Below are 17,549 nucleotides of genomic sequence, written 5' to 3'. Positions count from 1 at the left end.
CCCCGGCCCGCCGCCGCCCCCCGCCGGGCGCGCGCCGGCCCCCCCCGGCCCGGGCACCCCCGGGGGTGGGGGGCGGGGGCGGGGGGGCCGGGGGGGGGCGCCCCGGGCCCCGCCCACTCCCGGATACGACAGAAGACCCCCGCCGAGCTGATGCGCTCGGCGGGGGTCTTCGTGGTCCGGAGGACCAGGATCCGCTACTGGATCTGCGCGCTGCGCGCCTCACGGCGGTTGTCGCGGAAGGCGTTGACCCGGCGGGCCGTCGCGAAGACGGGGATCATCGCGCCCAGGACGATCTGGAGGGAGCAGCCGGTCTGCAGCAGGGTCTGGCCGCCGGGGGCGTCCAGCGCCCAGGCCGCCAGCATGCCCATGCTCAGCACGATCCAGCTGAGCATCGCCACCGCGAGCCGTCCCCGCGGCTTGGGGTACTCGACCCGGCTCACCATCAGCCAGGCCACCCCGATGATCGCGAGCAGCGTCGGCACGAACGGCAGCTCCAGCAGGACGATCGCGACGACGGTCAGCGCGCCGAACGGGCTCGGCATCCCCTGGAAGATGCCGTCACGCAGCGTCACACAGGAGAACCGGGCCAGGCGCAGGATCACCGCCAGCAGCACCACCACCGCCGCGACCACCGAGACCCGCTGGTGCGAGTCGGGGGCGACCATGCCCCAGGTGACGACGAAGTACGCCGGCGCCAGCCCGAAGCTGATCAGGTCGGAGAGGTTGTCGAGCTCGGCCCCCATCGCCGAGGCCCGCAGCTTGCGTGCGACGAGCCCGTCGAACAGGTCGAAGATGGAGGCCAGCAGCATCAGGATCACCGCCATGGCGGCGCTGTGCCGCGCCATCCCGCCGTCCTCGTTGCCCGTCAGGTGCGGGATCAGGACGCCGGTGGTGGTGAAGTACACGGCCATGAAGCCGCAGATCGCGTTGCCGAGGGTGAGCGTGTCCGCTATCGACAACCGCGTCGACAGCGGCATGTCGCCGGCCGCGTCCTCCTCGTCGACCTCCGCGACCCAGCCGGGCTGTGTGTCGGGATCAATCACGGTCAAGGCGAGTCACCCCCGCGGTGGTGGCCTGGCCGACCTCGACCGCGACCTCGACACCCGCCGGGAGGTAGACGTCGACACGCGACCCGAAGCGGATCAGGCCGATGCGCTCGCCCTGCTCCACCTTCGAGCCCTGGGGTACGTAGGGGACGATGCGGCGGGCCACCGCGCCGGCGATCTGCACCATCTCGATGTCGCCGAGCTCGGTGTCGAAGTGCCAGACCACCCGCTCGTTGTTCTCGCTCTCCTTGTTGAACGCCGGGACGTAGCCGCCGGGGATGTGCTCCACGGACGTCACCGTGCCGGCCAGCGGCGCGCGGTTGACGTGGACGTTCAGCGGGCTCATGAAGATCGCGACGCGGGTGCGCCCGTCCTTCCACGGCATGATGCTCTGCACCACGCCGTCGGCCGGGGAGATGACGCGGCCCTGAGCGATCTCGCGCTCGGGGTCGCGGAAGAACCACAGCATGCCCGCCGCCAGTGCGGTGGCGGGCACGGCGGCGGCGGCCCAGCGTCCCGAGCGACGGGAACGGGCCAGGCTGACCGCTGCCGTCGCGACGGTCGGCAGAAGCCACGGCGACGCTCCGCGCGCGAGGCGGACACGACCGCGTTGTGCAGAGGATTGGCTGTGGGGCATGGATGACCTTCGTAGCGGAGGATGCCGCATATGCAATGGGGGACGGCGGCTTTCCGGGGATGGTATCGGTTGCGAGCGGCAACTGGCCAAGAGCCAGAGCCAATCCGTGGCCGAACAACGATGACGGGGTGTGATCTTCGTCCTGAATAAAACACCCCAAATCGGGCGTTCACCCCTGGATTCGGTACTCCTCCAGTAGCCGTCGGCCAATGATCATTTTCTGGATCTCGGCGGTACCTTCACCGATGAGGAGCATCGGTGCCTCCCGGTAGAGGCGCTCGATCTCGTACTCCTTGGAGAAGCCGTAGCCGCCGTGGATGCGGAACGCGTCCTCCACCACCTCCTTGCAGTACTCGGAGGCCAGGTACTTGGCCATGCCGGCCTCAAGGTCGTTTCGCTGCCCCGAGTCCTTTTTGCGTGCGGCGTTGACCATCATCGCATGGGCCGCTTCCACCTTTGTCGCCATTTCGGCAAGTTTGAACTGGATCGCCTGGTGCTGGGCGATCGGCTTGCCGAAGGTGTGCCGCTGCTGCGCGTACGAAACACCCAGCTCGAAGGCGCGCTGCGCGACACCGCAGCCGCGTGCGGCCACGTTCACCCGGCCGACCTCGACGCCGTCCATCATGTGATAGAAGCCACGTCCGGTCTGCCCGCCGAGGACCCGGTCGGCGGGGACGCGCAGCCCGTCCATGATCAGTTCGGTGGTGTCGACACCCTTGTAGCCCATTTTGTCGATCTTGCCGGGGATGGTCAGCCCCGGCCGGACCTCGCCGAAGCCCGCCTCCTTCTCCACGAGGAAGGTGGTCATCGACTTGTGCGGCGCGGTGCCCTCCGGGTGGCCCTCGTCCGTACGGCACAGCACCGCGACGAGAGTTGACGAACCACCGTTGGTCAGCCACATCTTCTGACCGGTCAGTACATAATCCGCCCCGTCCCGCACCCCCTTGGAGGTGATGGCCGAGACGTCCGAGCCGAGCGCCGGCTCCGACATCGAGAAGGCGCCGCGGATCTCACCGGCCGCCATCTTCGGCAGGAAGTACTCCTTCTGCTCCTGCGTGCCGTGCTGCTTGAGCATGTACGCCACGATGAAGTGCGTGTTGATGATGCCCGACACGCTCATCCAGCCGCGGGCGATCTCCTCCACCGTCAGCGCGTACGTCAGCAGCGACTCGCCGAGGCCGCCGTACTCCTCCGGAATCATCAGCCCGAAGACGCCGAGTTCCTTGAGCCCCTCGACTATCTGTGTGGGGTACTCGTCGCGGTGCTCCAGCTCGGTCGCGACCGGCAGGATCTCTTTGTCGACGAAGTCGCGGACCGTCGAGAGGATTTCCCGCTGGATGTCCGTCAGGCCCTCGGTCTGTGCGAGGCGTCCGCTCATGTCACTTCTCCTTACGGGCCGGTTCCCGCAGCTCGGGGCGGCCCGGCTGCTCCCCGCCGCGCTCCTTGACGTACGTGGCGGTCGGCACCATCACCTTGCGCCGGAAGACGCACACCAGGGTGCCGTCCTGCTTGTAGCCCTTGGTCTCCACGTACACGATCCCGCGGTCGCTCTTGGACTTCGACGGCGTCTTGTCGAGCACCGTCGTCTCGCCGTAGAGCGTGTCCCCGTGAAAAGTGGGCGCCACGTGCCTCAGCGACTCGATTTCCAGATTCGCGATGGCCTTGCCCGAGACATCCGGCACCGACATGCCCAGCAACAGCGAGTAGACGTAGTTGCCGACGACGACGTTCTTGCCGAAGTCGGTGGTCTGCTCCGCATAGTTGCTGTCCATGTGCAGCGGATGGTGATTCATCGTGAGCAGACAGAAGAGATGGTCGTCGTATTCCGTGACGGTCTTTCCCGGCCAGTGCTTGTAGACGTCCCCGACGGTGAATTCCTCATAGGTACGGCCGAACTGCATCGCGCTCACGCCTCCGGGGCTTCGAACTTCGAGGTACGGGTCATGCCGGCGGCGCGGCCCTTTCCGCTGACGACGAGCGCCATCTTGCGGCTGGCCTCGTCGATCATCTCGTCACCGAGCATCGCGGAGCCCTTCTTGCCGCCCGCCTCGGAGGTGTGCCACTCGTACGCGTCGAGGATCAGCTCGGCACGGTCGTAGTCCTCCTGCGAGGGCGAGAAGACCTCGTTGGCCGCCTCGACCTGGCCGGGGTGCAGCACCCACTTGCCGTCGAAGCCCAGCGCGGCGGCGCGCCCGGCGACCTCCCGGTAGCCGTCCACGTTCTTGATCTGGAGGTAGGGGCCGTCGATCGCCTGGAGGTCGTTGGCGCGGGCCGCCATCAGGATGCGCATCAGGATGTAGTGGTACGCGTCCGCGCCGTACCCGGGCGGCTGCTCGCCCACGACCAGCGTCTTCATGTTGATGGAGGCCATGAAGTCGGCCGGGCCGAAGATGATGGTCTCCAGGCGCGGCGAGGCGGTGGCGATGGCGTCCACGTTCACCAGGCCCTTGGCGTTCTCGATCTGCGCCTCGATGCCGATCCGGCCCGCCTCGAAGCCCATCGTCGTCTCGATCTGGGTGAGCAGCAGGTCCAGCGCGACGATCTGCTGGGCGTCCTGCACCTTGGGCAGCATGATGCAGTCCAGGTTCTGCCCGGCGCCCTCGACGACGGTGATGACGTCCCGGTACGTCCAGTGCGTGGTCCAGTCGTTGACCCGCACGACGCGGGTCTTGCCGGACCAGTCGCCGTTGTTCAGCGCGTCCACGATGGTGTGCCGGGCGCCTTCCTTGGCCAGCGGCGCGCAGGCGTCCTCCAGGTCCAGGAAGACCTGGTCGGCGGGGAGGCCCTGGGCCTTCTCCAGGAAGCGCGGGTTGCTGCCGGGGACGGCGAGGCAGGAACGGCGGGGACGAAGGCGGTTGACGCCACTCATGCGGGGACCTCCAGGGGGTCGAGCTTGTTCGCGGTACGGATCTCGTCGACGATACGACCGATGATCTCCGTGATACCGAAGTCCTTCGGGGTGAACACGGCCGCCACTCCGGCTTCCCGGAGGGCCGCCGCGTCGGCGTTGGGGATGATGCCGCCGACGATGACGGGAATGTCGTTGTCGCCGCTTTCGCGCAGGCGCCGCAGCACGTCCGGCACCAGCTCGGCGTGCGACCCGGACAGGATCGACAGGCCCACGCAGTGCACGTCCTCGGCGACGGCCGCCGTGACGATCTGTTCGGGCGTCAGCCGGATGCCCTGGTAGACGACCTCGAAGCCGGCGTCCCTGGCCCGTACGGCGATCTGCTCGGCGCCGTTGCTGTGGCCGTCCAGCCCCGGCTTGCCGACCAGCAGCCGCAGCCGGCCCGTGCCCAGATCCGCCGCGGTCCGCTCGACCTTCTCGCGGACCGCGGCGAGCGGTGTGCCCGCCTCCGCCGTGACGGCCAGCGGCGCGCCCGAGACGCCGGTCGGCGCCCGGAACTCGCCGAAGACGTCCCGCAGGGCCCAGGCCCACTCGCCGGTGGTCACGCCGGCGCGGGCGCATTCGAGGGTCGCGGCGAACAGGTTGGTGTCGCCGGCCGCGGCCTTCTTCAGCGCCGACAGGGACTCCTGCGCACGCGCCTCGTCGCGGTTGTCCCGCCACTGGTGCAGCGCCCGCACCACGCCCGCCTCGTTGTCCGGGTCGACGGTCATGATGGCGGTGTCCAGGTCGGCGGTGAGCGGGTTCGGCTCGGTCGACTCGTAGCAGTTGACGCCGACGATCTTCTCCTCGCCCGCCTCGATGCGGGCCCGGCGCTCGGCGTGCGAGGAGACCAGCTGCGATTTCAGATAGCCGGACTCGACGGCGGCCATCGCCCCGCCCATCTCCTCGATCCGGGCCATCTCGGCCAGACTCTCCTCGACCAGGGAAGCGACCTTGGCCTCGACGACGTGCGACCCGGCGAAGATGTCGTCGTACTCCAGCAGGTCCGACTCATGGGCCAGCACCTGCTGGATGCGCAGCGACCACTGCTGGTCCCACGGCCTGGGCAGGCCCAACGCCTCGTTCCAGGCCGGGAGTTGGACGGCGCGGGCGCGGGCGTCCTTGGAGAGGGTGACGGCCAGCATCTCCAGGACGATCCGCTGGACGTTGTTCTCCGGCTGCGCCTCGGTCAGGCCGAGGGAGTTGACCTGCACGCCGTAGCGGAAGCGGCGCTGCTTGGGGTCCTCCACGCCGTACCGCTCGCGGGTGACCTGCTCCCAGATGCGGCCGAAGGCGCGCATCTTGCACATCTCCTCGATGAACCGGACCCCGGCGTTCACGAAGAAGGAGATCCGCGCCACCACGTCACCGAACTTCTCCGGCGGCACCTGCCCCGAGTCCCGTACGGCGTCGAGCACGGCGATCGCGGTGCTCATCGCGTACGCGATCTCCTGCACCGGCGTGGCGCCCGCCTCTTGCAGGTGATAACTGCAGATGTTGATCGGGTTCCACTTCGGGATGTGCGCCACCGTGTACGTGATCATGTCGGTGGTCAGCCGCAGGCTCGGGCCCGGCGGGAAGACGTGCGTCCCGCGCGAGAGGTACTCCTTGACGATGTCGTTCTGCGTCGTACCCGACAGCTTGGCGATGTCGGCGCCCTGCTCCTCGGCGACGACCTCGTACAGCGCCAGCAGCCACATGGCCGTCGCGTTGATGGTCATCGAGGTGTTCATCTGCTCCAGCGGGATGTCCTGGAACAGCCGGCGCATGTCGCCGAGGTGCGAGACGGGGACCCCGACCCGGCCGACCTCGCCGCGGGCGAGGACGTGGTCCGGGTCGTAACCGGTCTGCGTCGGCAGGTCGAAGGCGACCGACAGGCCCGTCTGGCCCTTGGCGAGGTTGCGCCGGTAGAGCGCGTTGGACGCCTCAGCGGTCGAGTGCCCGGCGTAGGTCCGCATCAGCCACGGACGATCCTTGTGACGTTCGGTCATGTTGGTCCGTACTCTCGGGGTCCGTCCGTCCGGATCAGATGTTCCGGAACCGGTTGATGGCGTCGATGTGCTGAGCGCGCTTCTCCTGGTCGCGCACGCCCATGCCCTCTTCGGGCGCCAGGCACAGCACGCCGACCTTGCCCTGGTGGAGGTTGCGGTGCACGTCGTACGCCGCCTGTCCGGTCTCCTCCAGGGAGTACGTCTTGGACAGCGTCGGGTGGATCTTGCCCTTGGCGATCAGGCGGTTGGCCTCCCACGCCTCGCGGTAGTTGGCGAAGTGCGAGCCCACGATGCGCTTGAGCGACATCCACAGGTAGCGGTTGTCGTACTCGTGGGTGTAGCCGGAGGTGGAGGCGCAGGTGACGATCGTGCCGCCCTTGCGCGTGACGTAGACGCTCGCGCCGAACGTCTCGCGGCCCGGGTGCTCGAAGACGATGTCCACGTCCTCGCCGCCGGTCAGCTCGCGGATGCGCTTGCCGAAGCGCTTCCACTCGCGCTGGTCCTGGTGGTGCTCGTCCTTCCAGAACTTGTAGCCCTCGGCATTGCGGTCGATGATCGCCTCGGCGCCCATCTTCCGGCAGATCTCCGCCTTCTGGTCGCTGGAGACGACGCAGATGGGGTTGGCGCCGCCGGCCAGCGCGAACTGGGTGGCGTAGGAGCCCAGGCCGCCGCTGGCGCCCCAGATGAGCACGTTGTCGCCCTGCTTCATGCCGGCGCCGTTGCGCGAGACGAGCTGGCGGTACGCGGTGGAGTTGACCAGCCCGGGGGCGGCCGCCTCCTCCCAGCTGAGGTGGTCCGGCTTGGGCATCAGCTGGTTGGACTTGACGAGCGCGACCTCGGCGAGGCCGCCGAAGTTGGTCTCGAAGCCCCAGATGCGCTGCTCGGGGTCGAGCATCGTGTCGTTGTGCCCGTCGGCGGACTCCAGCTCGACGGACAGGCAGTGCGCGACGACCTCGTCGCCGGGCTTCCAGGAGTTCACGCCGGGGCCGGTGCGCAGCACGACGCCGGCCAGGTCGGAGCCGATGACGTGGTACGGCAGGTCGTGGCGCTTGGTCAGCGGCGACAGCTTGCCGTAGCGCTCCAGGAAGCCGAAGGTGGACATCGGCTCGAAGATCGAGGTCCAGACGCTGTTGTAGTTGACCGAGGAGGCCATGACGGCCACCAGGGCCTCGCCGGGGCCCAGTTCGGGCACCGGCACCTCCTCGACGTGCAGCGACTTTCGGGGGTCCTTCTCCTTGGTGGTGAGGCCGTCGAACATGTCGGCCTCGTCCTTGTGCACGGTCACCGCGCGGTAGGAGTCGGGCAGGGGCAGAGCGGCGAAGTCTTCGCGGGTGCTCTCTGGCGCGAGGATCGCGTCAAGTATCTGGTTCACGGTGTGCCTCCGGCGAAGCCAGTCGAGGGAAAACGGCTTGAGGGAACGTCGGGGGTGGTGCAGAGGCGATGCCGTCGGTTCGGCTGAGGGGTGTTCCGGCAGCGCGGGTGAGCGCGGTGAGGGTGCCTGTGACGCAGGCGTCCGGGCGGGCAGGCGCGAGTGGCTTGCCGGGACAGCCGGCGCACGGTGGTTCGCTGCGCGCCGGCCGCCCGGACAACATCAACGTATGACACCGCGTGCCAGTCGACAAGACACTGAGTGCCAACAATTTCTCTCAGATGTCATCTGGGGGGCACGCATGAGCGGCCCGACGTCTGGCTGAAATGGTGAAATGTCGCCCCATAAGGGGCGAAAAGAAATGCGTCGCCCTGGCACCGGGCGTCACGCACGCCACCCCGGCGCCAGGGCGTGGACATCTCAGGAACGCTGCTTGAGCGCCTTCTCGATCGTGCGCATGACCTCGTCGAGCGGCGCGTCCGTACGGGCCACCGTCACCAGGACCTCGCCCTGCTTCGCCGCCCGCGCCGGGGGCTCCTGGCGGCTCGTCCCGGCCAGGCCGCGGCCCGCGCCGATGCCCGTGCCGAAGGTCGCGCGGACGATGGCGAAGGCGTGGTCGAGCTGCGCCTCCACGTCGCCCTCGGCGCCCGCCCGCAGCCAGCGCCGCAGGACGTGGTTGTGCGCGGTGACCACCGCCGAGGCGGCGACCTCCGCCAGCAGCGGGTCGTCGTCGCCCTCGTGGTGGGCGCCCTCGTCGAAGTGGCCGAGGAGGTAGCGCGTGAAGAGGCGTTCGTAGCGGGCCACCGAGGCGATCTCGGCCTCCCGGAGGGTGGGCACCTCGCGGGTCAGCCGGTAGCGCGCCACGGAGACGGCGGGGGAGGCCGCGTACATGCGCATGACTTCCTTGATGCCGCGGCAGACCGTGTCGAGCGGATGCTCGTGCGGGGGCGCCGCGTCCAGGACGGACTCGGCCCGTACGAGTGTGTCGTCGTGGTCGGGGAAGATCGCCTCTTCCTTGGAGCGGAAGTGGCGGAAGAACGTGCGGCGGGCGACACCGGCCGCGGCCGCGATCTCGTCGACCGTCGTCGCCTCGTAGCCCTTGGCAGCGAACAGTTCCATCGCTGCGGCCGCCAGTTCGCGGCGCATCTTCAGTCGTTGGGCGGCGGCCCGGCGGGTGCCGGGGGTGGTGGCTTCGGATCCGTCGGACGGCTGCGTACGGGCGGGCTGGGACATGTGGGGACGGTACTGCATATTCCCGCGGCCTGCGGCATCGGCCGACGCACGGTCCTGCGGACGCGGGTGCGGGCCGCCGGAGGGATCCAGCAGCCCGCCCCATCCGCCACCGGCCGGCGGCCGGTCCTTCCGCCACGCGTCAGCGCCGGGCGTACTCACGGAAGCCGCGGCCGGTCTTGCGGCCCAGGCAGCCCGCGGCGACGAGGTGTTCCAGCAGCGGCGCCGGCGCCAGCCCCGGGTCGCGGAACTCGGCGTGCAGCACCTTCTCGATGGCCAGCGACACGTCCAGGCCCACCACGTCGAGCAGTTCGAACGGGCCCATCGGGTAGCCGCCGCCCAGCTTCATCGCCGCGTCGATGTCGTCCAGGGACGCGTAGTGCTCCTGGACCATCTTGACCGCGTTGTTCAGGTACGGGAACAGGAGCGCGTTGACGATGAACCCGGCCCGGTCGCCGCAGTCCACCGGGTGCTTGCGGACCCGGGCGCACACCGCGCGCACGGTCGCGTGCACCTCGTCGGCCGTCAGGACCGTACGCACGACCTCGACCAGCTTCATGGCCGGCGCCGGGTTGAAGAAGTGCATGCCGATCACGTCCTGCGGACGCGTGGTGGCCCGCGCGCAGGCCACCACGGGCAGCGAGGAGGTCGTCGTGGCCAGGACGGCGCCCGGCTTGCACACCTTGTCCAGGGTGGCGAACAACTGCTGCTTGACCTGGAGGTCCTCGGCGACCGCCTCGACCGCCAGGTCCACGTCGGCGAAGGCGTCCAGCGAACCCGCGGGCGTGATCGCGGCGAGCGCGTCCGCCCGCGCCCCGGCCGTCAGCCGGCCCTTGGCGACCGAACGGTCGAGGGACTTGGCGACCCGGGCCTTGGCGGCCTCGGCCTTCTCCAGGCCGCGGGCGGCCAGCACCACCTGGAAACCGGCCTTGGCGAACACCTCGGCGATGCCGCTCGCCATCGTCCCCGAGCCGGCCACCCCGACGCTGCGCACCGTGCGCCCGGAGGCCGTCTCGTGCGCCTCGGAGGGCGTCTGGGCGTCCGGCACGACCACGGCGCTCCCCGGCGCCTCGTACGTGTAGAAGCCGCGGCCCGCCTTGCGGCCGGTCAGCCCCGCCTCGGCGAGCTGGCCCAGGACCGGCGCCGGCGCGTGCAGCCGGTCGCGGGAGGCGGCGTACATCGCCTCCAGGACCGTACGGGCGGTGTCCACGCCGATCAGGTCGAGCAGTGCGAGCGGCCCCATGGGCAGGCCGCAGCCCAGCTTCATCGCGGCGTCGATGTCCTCGCGCGTCGCGTACTTCGACTCGTACATCGCGGCGGCCTGGTTCAGGTAGCCGAACAGCAGCCCGTCGGCGACGAACCCGGGCCGGTCGCCGACCGCGATCGGGTCCTTGCCCAGCTCGCGGGCGAGCTCGGTGACCGCCGCGACGGCGGCCGGCGCGGTGAGCACCGAGGAGACCACCTCGACCAGCTTCATGGCCGGCGCCGGGTTGAAGAAGTGCAGCCCCAGCACGCGTTCGGGGTGCCGGGAGTCGGCGGCCAGCCGGGTCACCGACAGCGCGTTGGTGCCGGTGGCGAGGATCGTGTCGGGCCGCACGACGTCGTCCAGCGCGGCGAGGACCTGCCGCTTGAGCTCGTACTCCTCCGGCACCACCTCGATGACGAGATCCGCCTCGGCGGCGGCCTGGAGGTCGCGGAAGGTACGGAACCGGGCCAGCACGTCCTGGCGTTCCCGCTCGGTGACGCGCTCCCGGCGCACCGCCCGCGCGGTGGACGCCTCCAGCGCGGCGACGGCCCGGCGCGCCGCGGCGTCGTCGATGTCGATGCCGATCACCTCGCGGCCGGCGCGGGTGAGCACCTCGGCGATGCCGGTGCCCATCGTGCCGAGACCGACGACGGCCACGGTGGCAAGGGCCTGGGGCGCCCTGGCGGGCGAAGACCCGGTGGAGGAAGTGGAGACCTTGGGGACGGTGGAGACATCGGTTGAGAGGTCAGGGGTGGACTTACGGTCCATCGCGAGACTCCAGAGAGTGGATCCCGTGCGGACGGGGTCCCCGTGGAGCGGGGGCCCGGGTGCGCAGGCGGGAAGTGACGACTGAGGAGGGCCGGGCACATGCGCGAGGGGGCATGCGCGGGGCGGGTGTTGGGCCGGCGGGCCCTGTCCCGGGGCCGCGCCGTGAGCGTCGTGCTGGACGCCGAACCGACTGCACGCTGTGGCGGCTGCGTCACCAGGCCGCCCGGGCAGTGGTGCTGCCCGTGCCCAGCAGATTAACTCGCCGGTAACCAGGAGCGCCAGGGGTGGCGCGGGGATTTAGGCTGTGGCCCGGGCCACGTCGCACGTACCGTGAGAAATCCGCGGGAGGGGAGCGGCAAATGGAAGACGAATTCCACGAGTTGACGGACCGGGTGCGTGCCGAACTCCGCTCCCCCCAGGACCTCGTCGCCTACGAGCGGCTCCTCGGGCTGGCGCGCAAGAACACCCCGGCGGGGCGCGAGGAACTGGCCCGGGTGCTCACCGCCGTCGAGCGCCCCCTGTGGGCACGCGAGATCGCGGCGTTCGTCCTGGGCGTCGCCGGCGACCGCCGCGCCTTCGAGACGCTCGTCCTGCTGCTCAACTACCGCGACCCGGTCCGCTGCGCCACCGCCGCGCACGCCCTCGGCCGCCTCGGCGACCCGCGCACCGCCCGCGCCGCCGCCGCCCTCGCCACCAACCCCCTGCGCACCGCCTACGCCCTGCACCCGGTCCGCCTCCTGGCCGAACTCCGCGCCCCCGAATCCGTCCCCGCCCTGATAGCGACCCTGGAACGCCTCCTCACCCCGCACAACCCGTACTGGCGCGTCGCCCTGGCCTGCGTGGAGGGCCTGGGCGCGCTGGGCGACCGGCGCGCGGTCCCGGCCCTCACCGCGGCCCGCGACCACCCCCGCCTGGCAGCAGCAGCCGCCGCCTCCCTGGCCCGCCTCGGCGTCCAGGAGGAACCGGAGGAGCGGGCGGAGTCGTGAGGGGGGCCGCGTCTCTCACAGGAGGGCCAGCTGTGTGGGGCCGGGTTGCCGGGGCGGGGTGGCCGTGGGGTCGGGGATGCGGCGGGTCTCGCCGGGGCGCGTGGGGCCGATGCCGTATTCGGCTGCCAGCTCGTGCACCTGGCGCGTGATCCGGCGCTGGTACCACTTGGGGGCGTACGCGCCGCCCGCGTACATCCGCTCGTACCGCCGCACCAGATGCGGGTGGTGCTGTGCCAGCCACGCCATGAACCACTCGCGGGCGCCGGGCCGCAGGTGCAGGACGAGCGGCGTCACGGAGGTCGCGCCGGCCGCCGCGACGGCCCGTACCGTCGCGCGCAGCTGTTTTGGCGAGTCGCCGAGGAAGGGGACCACCGGGGCCATCAGCACACCGGCCGGGATGCCGTGGCGGGCCAGGGTGCGGACGACGTCCAGCCGGCGTTCCGGCGCGGGCGTGCCGGGCTCCACGGTGCGCCACAGCTCGCGGTCGACGAAGCCGACCGAGACGCAGACGCCGACGTCCGTGACCTCGGCGGCCTGCCGCAGCAGGTCGAGGTCGCGCAGGATCAGGGTGCCCTTGGTGAGGATGGAGAAGGGGTTGGCGTGGTCGCGCAGCGCGGTGATGATGCCCGGCATCAGCCGGTACCGTCCCTCGGCCCGCTGGTAGCAGTCGACGTTGGTGCCCATCGCTATGTGCTCGCCGCGCCAGCGCGGCGCCGCCAGCTCGCGCCGCAGCAGCTCGGGCGCGTTGACCTTCACCACGATCTGCGAGTCGAAGCCCAGGCCCGTGTCGAGGTCGAGGTAGCTGTGGGTCTTGCGGGCGAAGCAGTAGACGCAGGCGTGACTGCACCCGCGGTAGGGGTTCACCGTGCGTTCGAACGGCATCCGGGAGGCGCCGGGGACCCGGTTGACGATCGACCGGGCGCGTACCTCGTGGAAGGTGATGCCCCGGAATTCCGGGGTGTCGACCGTGCGGCTGACGACCTCCGTGCCGAAGAGCGCGGCGGACTGCTCGCCCAGATTCTTCCAGCGCATCGCGCTTCCTCCTGAGTCCCTCGGCCCCCCGGCTGTGTGTTCGTGCGGTCCGTCCCCGGCAATAATAGAACAACTGTTCCCATGCTGTACGGGGTGCCCGGACGCACGGGCATGCGCGGGCCCGGCCGCGCCTAAGGTGGTGCTCCTGCGGCACGGCGCGGGGCCGACACGCCCCGCGGGGCCGCGGGAACAGCAGACGAGCACCGGAGGAAGAGACACATGGGCCAGGTCGAGGCCACCACGCAGCGCGAGATCGCGGCGGACCCGGAGGACGTGTTCGACGCGCTCGCCGACTACAGCGGTACGCGCCGGAAGCTGCTGCCCGAGCACTTCAGCGAGTACGAGGTGCGCGAGGGCGGCGACGGCAAGGGCACCCTCGTCCACTGGAAGCTCCAGGCCACGAGCAAGCGGGTGCGCGACTGCCTGCTGGAGGTCGACGAGCCGACCGACGGGCAGCTGGTGGAGAAGGACCGCAACTCCTCCATGGTGACGACCTGGGTGGTCACCCCGGCGGGCGAGGGCCGCGCCAACGTCGTCGTCACCTCGACCTGGCAGGGCGCGGGCGGCATCGGCGGCTTCTTCGAGCGGACGTTCGCGCCCAAGGGCCTGGGCCGCATCTACGACGCGCTGCTCGCCAACCTCGCCAAGGAGACGGAGAAGTAGCGCGGCGTCCCCGCCTGCCGCACGGGCTTGCCGCGGCCATCAACGGCTGCGGCAAGCTCACCGGTTCGGGTGGTTTCCGTCGCCGCGTCGGCCGTGCCGGAACGTCCCGCCTCTTCCGGGAAACCCCTGATGGGCGCCCGACGGCCGCCCCTGGCGCCGCAGTTGGGCCCGTTCCCGCCCCGCGCGCCGCGTTTGGCCGCGCTTGAACGCCTTGTCGCCCGGTGCGAGAAATGGGCGGCGGCGCAGGCGTGACGAGGGGAGCAGTACGTGGGCGGGACCACCCTGACCGAACAGGGGCGGTGGGCGGCGGTACCGGGCGCACGGCCGGCCTGGGGGGACGCGGACGACGACGGCCGGCTTCTCCGGACACGCGGGACGCGGACGCTCCTGCTCGGCCTGCTGTCCGCCGCGCTCGCCGCGGCCCTCGGCCAGACGATCGCCGTCACCGCGCTCCCGCGCATCGACGGCGACCTGCCGGGCCCGGCCCCGGTGACCTGGGTGGTGACCGCCTACCTGTTCGCCGCGGCGGCCGGACTGCCCCTGCACGGCAAGCTGGGCGACGTCTTCGGCCGCAGGGCCGCGCTCGTCGTCGCGGCGCTGCTGTTCACCGCGGGCTCGGTGCTGGCGGGCCGGTCGCACTCGACGGCCGGACTGACCGCCTTCCGCGCCCTCCAGGGCGCCGGAGCGGGCGGACTGGTGATCGGCGTCCACGCGGCCGTCACGAGCCTGGTGCCGCCGCGCGTACGCGGCCGCTCCCTGGCGCTGCTGGGCACCGCCTGCGCACTGGCCTGCGCGGCCGGCCCGCTGCTCGGCGGCTACCTCACCGACCACGCCTCCTGGCGCTGGTGCTTCTTCGCCGGTGTGCCGTTCGGCGTCCTCGCGCTGGTCGCGGCCGCCTTCGTGCCGACGCGGCCCAGGCCGGCGGTGCGCCCCGGGACGGACGCGGGCGGCGCGCTGCTGCTCGCCGCGTCCGCCACCGGCCTCGCCCTGCTGGCCGGCTGGGGCGGTACGGAGTACGCCTGGACCTCGCGGACCGTGCTCGGGCTCGCGCTGGGCGTGCTCGGCACCGGCCTGGCGTTCGTCGCCGTCGAGTACTTCGCCGCCGACCCCCTGCTGCCGCTCCGCCGCTTCCGCGACACGGTGTTCGCCGTTCCCGGGCTGGTCGGCGCGGCCCTGGGCGTCGCGCTCTTCGGCGCCGCCGCGTACCTGCCGACCTTCCTGCCGGTGGCCGACGGGGCTTCGCCCACCAGGTCCGGGCTGCTGATGCTGCCGCTGGCGGGCGGCCTCGCGCTCGGCGCGACCGGCTGCGGGCACCTGGTCCGCCGCTCCGGCCACCACCGCGGGTACGCGGTCCTGGGCTGCGCGCTGGCGGCCGGGGCGATGTGGCTGCTGTGCCGGGTGCCGCAGGACGCGGGACGGCCCGCCCACGGCCTCGGCACGGCCGCCCTGGGCCTGGGCATCGGCTGCGTGCTCCCGGCACTCGTACTGGCCGTACGCGACTCCGTGGACCGCACCGGGGACGCCGCAGGCACCGCGACGGCGGACGCCGGCACCCACACCACGCTCCGGCGGCTCGGCGGCACCGTCGGCGCGGCCCTCTTCGGCACCTTCCTCGCCGACCGGCTGGCCGGGCACCTCGGCGGCCCGCCGGCGCCCGCCCACCGGGCCGCCGCGCCCGAATCGCTGGTCCCCAAGCTGGTCGGCGCGATGCCCGACGCGCTGCGCGACAGCCCGGCCGCCGGCTACGCGGACTTCGTACCGCGCGTCTTCCTCTTCCTCCTCCCCGTCCTCCTCCTGGGCCTGCTGCTCGCCGTCTTCTTGAAGGACGGGCCCTGGGACCCGTACCTCTCCGCCACCGCGGCCCCGCCGCCCTGGGAGACGGTCTCCGTGCCGCAGGCCCGCTCCGGGGCGGCCGCAATCCGGCCGCCGGAGCGCCGGGGCCCGGACCGCGCGCCGCACGCCGGCCGCCGGTCCGGCGCCGTCGTCGAGGTGTACGGCGAGGTCCGGCACCACGACGGCAGCCCGGTGTCCCGGGCCACCCTCACGCTCATCGACACCGGTGGCCGCCAGGTGGCGCGCGGGACGACCGGCGAGGACGGCCGGTACACGCTCGGCGCGCCGGGCGCCGGCTCGTACGTACTGGTCGCGGCCGCCGGCGGGCACCAGCCGCAGGCGGTCGACGTCACCGTCGGCGACCGGGCGTTCGGCGTCGACGTGGTGCTCGGCGGCGCCGGACGGCTGGCCGGCACCGTCACCACCGCCCACGGCACGCCCGTACGCGACGCCGTGGTCACGCTCACGGACGAGCGCGGCGACGTCGTCGCCGCCACCCGCAGCGGGCGCGAGGGCGGCTACGCCCTGCCGGAACTGGTGGTCGGCGCGTACACCCTCGCCACCAGCGCCCCCACCTACCGGCCCACCGCGCTGCCGGTGGCCGTGCAGGCGGACCGGGAGACCCGGCAGGACGTCGAGCTGTCGGGCGGCACGGTGCTGCGCGGGACCGTGCGGGCCGGCGGCGGGCACCCCGTCGAGAACGCCCGGGTCACGCTGCTCGACGCGGACGACAACGTCATGGACACCACGACCACGGGCCCGGACGGGCGGTTCCGCTTCGTGGAGCTGCCGGCCGGCGAGTACACCGTCGTCGCGGCGGGCTACCCGCCGGTGGCGGCCGTCCTCCAGGTCGCGGGCGCCGGCCGTACCGAGCACGATCTCCAGCTCGGGTACGGGGACTGACCGCACGCCCGCCGGCCGGTGCCGGCTCCCCGGAGGACGGCATCCCGCCGTCCCGGACCGGGTACGTCCGGGGTCAGGCGCGGCGCCACAGGGCCGGTACGGACGGCGGCTCCCAGCCTTCGCGCGCCGTGTGCGCCTGGAGGCACGCGTACGAGTCGCCTCCGTAGGTGACCTGGTCACCCGCCCGGTACTCGGTGCCGACCGCCCAACTGCCGCCGGGCTGGGTGGGCTTGCCCGTGGGCGTCGGGGTGGGGGAGGGCGAGCCCTTCACCCGGAGGACGAAGTCGAACGTCGCCTCCTTGGTCTGCCCGTTCTGCCGCACGTTCATCAGCAGCGCGGGGTTGAAGATCGGGTCGGTGTTGTTGCGCGGCTCGCCGGGGAAGTAGAGCTGCGTGGTGAGGATCGGCTGGTTCGGTGCCTGGACCTTCACGTGCAGGTGCCGGGTGCGGCCCGGGTAGAGGCCCGGCACGATCGTGGTGAGCTTGAACGCGCCGCGCGCGTCGGTGAACTGGTGCCCGCGGAACCGGAATCCGGTGTTGTCGTAGGCGCCGTTGGCGTCCGCCTGCCACCAGTCCAGCAGGACGCGGGACAGCGGCTGGCAGGTCAGCCCGAAGACGTAGCCGCTCACGGTGAGCCGGGTGCCCTGGGTGCCCGCCTCGATCAGCGAGTCCCGCAGCGGCGAGTTCGGCTTGAAGTACGGGCCCTCGATCTGAGACGGGGTCGGGTCGTCGGTGTCCTCGCAGTACGGGGTGGGGGTGAGCGTCCCGCCCTCGGCGGGCTTCGTGTCGCGGGCCAGGGCGGCCCCGCCGAGCAGCAGCGGCAGCGGCACCGCCGCGACGGCCGCCCTGAGCACGTTCTTGCGGGTGATCCCTCTGCGCGTACCGCCGTCGGTGTCTCTCTCGGCGCTGTCCGTGCCGTCTGTACGTCCGTCTTCCATCGTGCACTCCTGAGCCGGGGG

At 71.7% G+C, this 17,549-nt stretch carries 13 protein-coding genes and 1 pseudogene; 3 read left to right on the top strand and 11 right to left on the bottom strand.

Annotation, left to right across the window (positions count from 1 at the left end; translation table 11 throughout):
• Window positions 1–194: 194 nt before the first annotated feature.
• The 9 genes and pseudogenes from pssA to ACH4OW_RS10005 form a co-directional block, all read right to left on the bottom strand.
• Complete coding sequence (gene pssA / locus ACH4OW_RS10045) at window positions 195–1,049, bottom strand: CDP-diacylglycerol--serine O-phosphatidyltransferase (protein ID WP_398026443.1); 855 nt, start codon at window positions 1,047–1,049, stop codon at window positions 195–197.
• Entirely contained in the window at window positions 1,036–1,683 is a 648-nt protein-coding gene (locus tag ACH4OW_RS10040) for a phosphatidylserine decarboxylase (RefSeq protein ID WP_360123949.1), read from the bottom strand. The genes pssA and ACH4OW_RS10040 overlap by 14 nt, the downstream gene beginning before the upstream one ends.
• Window positions 1,684–1,852: 169 nt before the next feature.
• Window positions 1,853–3,061, bottom strand: a complete 1,209-nt coding sequence (locus ACH4OW_RS10035) for an acyl-CoA dehydrogenase family protein (RefSeq protein WP_360123946.1) — start codon at window positions 3,059–3,061, stop codon at window positions 1,853–1,855.
• A gap of 1 nt (window position 3,062) precedes the next feature.
• Window positions 3,063–3,584: a MaoC family dehydratase gene (locus ACH4OW_RS10030; RefSeq protein WP_360124231.1), complete on the bottom strand. Its 522-nt coding sequence runs from the start codon at window positions 3,582–3,584 to the stop codon at window positions 3,063–3,065.
• 5 nt (window positions 3,585–3,589) lie between these two features.
• Entirely contained in the window at window positions 3,590–4,552 is a 963-nt protein-coding gene (locus ACH4OW_RS10025) for a CoA ester lyase (RefSeq protein ID WP_360123943.1), read from the bottom strand.
• Window positions 4,549–6,579, bottom strand: a pseudogene (locus ACH4OW_RS10020) (protein meaA); the annotation flags it as partial. The pseudogene ACH4OW_RS10020 and the gene ACH4OW_RS10025, both read right to left, overlap by 4 nt.
• A gap of 16 nt (window positions 6,580–6,595) precedes the next feature.
• The gene (gene ccrA, locus ACH4OW_RS10015; protein WP_360123941.1) at window positions 6,596–7,933 is read right to left on the bottom strand and encodes a crotonyl-CoA carboxylase/reductase; all 1,338 of its coding nucleotides are present in this window, start codon (window positions 7,931–7,933) and stop codon (window positions 6,596–6,598) included.
• A 417-nt stretch (window positions 7,934–8,350) separates the two neighbouring features.
• Complete coding sequence (locus tag ACH4OW_RS10010) at window positions 8,351–9,163, bottom strand: TetR family transcriptional regulator (RefSeq protein ID WP_398026440.1); 813 nt, start codon at window positions 9,161–9,163, stop codon at window positions 8,351–8,353.
• Window positions 9,164–9,302: 139 nt separating this feature from the next.
• Window positions 9,303–11,174 (bottom strand): 3-hydroxybutyryl-CoA dehydrogenase, encoded by a 1,872-nt coding sequence (locus tag ACH4OW_RS10005; protein ID WP_360123935.1) that lies wholly within the window; start codon window positions 11,172–11,174, stop codon window positions 9,303–9,305.
• Window positions 11,175–11,533: 359 nt separating this feature from the next.
• Between ACH4OW_RS10005 and ACH4OW_RS10000 the strand changes: the two genes are divergently transcribed.
• On the top strand, window positions 11,534–12,160 hold the full coding sequence (locus ACH4OW_RS10000; protein ID WP_398026437.1) for a HEAT repeat domain-containing protein: 627 nt from the start codon (window positions 11,534–11,536) through the stop codon (window positions 12,158–12,160).
• 15 nt (window positions 12,161–12,175) lie between these two features.
• Here ACH4OW_RS10000 and ACH4OW_RS09995 read toward each other — a convergent pair whose 3' ends face one another.
• Window positions 12,176–13,192 carry an Rv2578c family radical SAM protein gene (locus ACH4OW_RS09995; protein WP_398026435.1) on the bottom strand — a complete coding sequence of 339 codons (1,017 nt, stop codon included), beginning with the start codon at window positions 13,190–13,192 and terminating at the stop codon, window positions 12,176–12,178.
• 219 nt (window positions 13,193–13,411) lie between these two features.
• Here ACH4OW_RS09995 and ACH4OW_RS09990 point away from each other — a divergent pair, with 219 nt between their 5' ends.
• Both ACH4OW_RS09990 and ACH4OW_RS09985 read left to right on the top strand, forming a co-directional pair.
• Window positions 13,412–13,855 carry an SRPBCC family protein gene (locus tag ACH4OW_RS09990; protein ID WP_360123926.1) on the top strand — a complete coding sequence of 148 codons (444 nt, stop codon included), beginning with the start codon at window positions 13,412–13,414 and terminating at the stop codon, window positions 13,853–13,855.
• A gap of 267 nt (window positions 13,856–14,122) precedes the next feature.
• The gene (locus tag ACH4OW_RS09985) at window positions 14,123–16,591 is read left to right on the top strand and encodes an MFS transporter (protein WP_398026433.1); all 2,469 of its coding nucleotides are present in this window, start codon (window positions 14,123–14,125) and stop codon (window positions 16,589–16,591) included.
• Between the two features lie 73 nt (window positions 16,592–16,664).
• Here ACH4OW_RS09985 and ACH4OW_RS09980 read toward each other — a convergent pair whose 3' ends face one another.
• The gene (locus ACH4OW_RS09980) at window positions 16,665–17,528 is read right to left on the bottom strand and encodes a carbohydrate-binding protein (protein WP_360123920.1); all 864 of its coding nucleotides are present in this window, start codon (window positions 17,526–17,528) and stop codon (window positions 16,665–16,667) included.
• Window positions 17,529–17,549 lie beyond the last annotated feature (21 nt).

Origin of the sequence: Streptomyces sp. NPDC017056, assembly GCF_044332485.1 — a bacterium.
Taxonomy (GTDB): domain Bacteria; phylum Actinomycetota; class Actinomycetes; order Streptomycetales; family Streptomycetaceae; genus Streptomyces.
This window is presented reverse-complemented; position numbering and strand designations above follow the sequence as displayed.